Raw genomic sequence first — 1,618 nt, forward strand, 5'->3', positions numbered from 1 at the left:
GGCCTCCGAGCCGGCGACCGCCGCGCCCGCCGCCTCCACGGCGAGCGCGCGCCGCAGCACCGACTGCACCCGCAGCGTCAGCTCGCGCGGCGAGAACGGCTTCGCCAGGTAGTCGTCGACGCCGGCCTCGAGCCCCGCGATGCGGTCGTCCTCGCCGCCGAGCGCGGTGAGCATGATGACCGGAACCTGCGAGTGGGCGCGGATGCGTCGGCAGACCTCGATGCCGTCGACGCCGGGCAGCATCCGGTCGAGCACGACGAGGTCGGGCCGCTCGGCGGCGATCCGGTCGAGCGCGACGAACGCGTCCGCCGCCTCCTGCACGCGGAACCCCGCCGACTCGAGGTAGGCGCGGCACACCTCGAGCACGGTCGGGTCGTCGTCGACGAGCAGCACGAGGCGCCCGTCGAGCAGCAGGTCGACCTGGTCAGCCACCGATCACCTCCTCGAGGCGTGCGATCGGATCGTACAGCCCGGCGTCGAGGATCCACGTCTGCAGCGTCTTGTCGAAGCCGACCACGACCACGATGCCGACGACGATGAAGATCACGCCGATCGTGCGGCGGAACCATCCGTCGGGGTTCGCGAGCCAGCCGAGCCGGCGCACGAGGCTCCGACCGAGGAGCGCGATGAGCAGCAGCATCGCCGCCAGGCCCACCGCGTACGCGACGACGTACAGCACGCCCTCGCCGAACGACACCGGCAGCACCGCGGCGACGATCAGCGCGTAGGTCGGACTGCAGCTCGAGAAGACCGGGCCGAGGGCCGCGCCGGTGAGGATGTCGCCTCCGACGCTCTGCCGTCGGACCGACCGGTCGAGCAGCTCGCCGCTCTTCGCGCCCCACCCGAGCGCGGTCGAGACCCGCTCCCACAACCGCGGGAACAGCATGTCGACGCCGAGCAGGATCACGATGCCGCCGGCGATCACCTGCCAGACCTGCGGCGGGATGCCGAGCAGCGCGGTGGTCGCCTTGAGCAGCAGCGTGAAGACGACGACGGATACCGCGAGCGACGCGGCGATCACGTACGGGCGGTAGCGCGCGCGGCGCTCGTCACCGTCCTGGACGATCGAACCGCCGACGATCACCGGCAGCAGCGGCAGCACGCACGGCGCAGCGACGGTCAGCACGCCGGCGGCGAGTGCGAGGGTGAGGGACGCGGTCACGGGGTGGCCAGCCGCCTAGGGCATCGCGGCGACGAGCGACTCGACCGAGGGGTCCTCGTACAGCACGACGCTCGAGATCTTCTCGCCCGCGTCGTCGACGAACACGATCGTCGTCTGGATCGTCACGCCGTACCGCTGTCGCAGGTCGGTGCGCGAGTCGTAGTCGACCTTGAACACGGTGAGCCCGTCGGGCGCGCCCTCGGCGCGGAGGTCCTCGTCGAGCGCGCGGCACTTCGGGCACCAGCTCGCGTGGAAGAACAGCGCCTTCGGCCCGGCGGTCGCCTCGATGGCGCCGTCGGCGTAGTCGAGGTAGGCACCCTCGGCGGGCGCGGCGTCCTCGGACGCCGCAGGCTCGTCGGTCGCGTCGGTCGCGTCGGTCGTGGCCTCGGGCGTCGGCTCCGCGACGGGTGCGGGGTCGGCGCTCGCGCCGGAGGCATCCGTCGCCTGCGCGGCGCA

General features: G+C 72.8%; 3 protein-coding genes. All 3 read right to left on the reverse strand.

Features of this window, described 5'->3' with window-relative positions; genetic code table 11:
* The coding region (locus tag ESO86_RS16580; protein WP_207207197.1) for a response regulator transcription factor at positions 1 to 432 on the reverse strand (432 nt) is incomplete at its 3' end.
* Complete coding sequence (locus ESO86_RS16585) at positions 425 to 1,162, reverse strand: cytochrome c biogenesis CcdA family protein (protein WP_129235918.1); 738 nt, start codon at positions 1,160 to 1,162, stop codon at positions 425 to 427. The genes ESO86_RS16580 and ESO86_RS16585, both read right to left, overlap by 8 nt.
* A gap of 15 nt (positions 1,163 to 1,177) precedes the next feature.
* The coding region (locus ESO86_RS16590) for a thioredoxin family protein (RefSeq protein ID WP_165308195.1) at positions 1,178 to 1,618 on the reverse strand (441 nt) is incomplete at its 5' end.

Origin of the sequence: Agromyces binzhouensis (assembly GCF_004135055.1) — a bacterium.
Lineage (GTDB): Bacteria > Actinomycetota > Actinomycetes > Actinomycetales > Microbacteriaceae > Agromyces > Agromyces binzhouensis.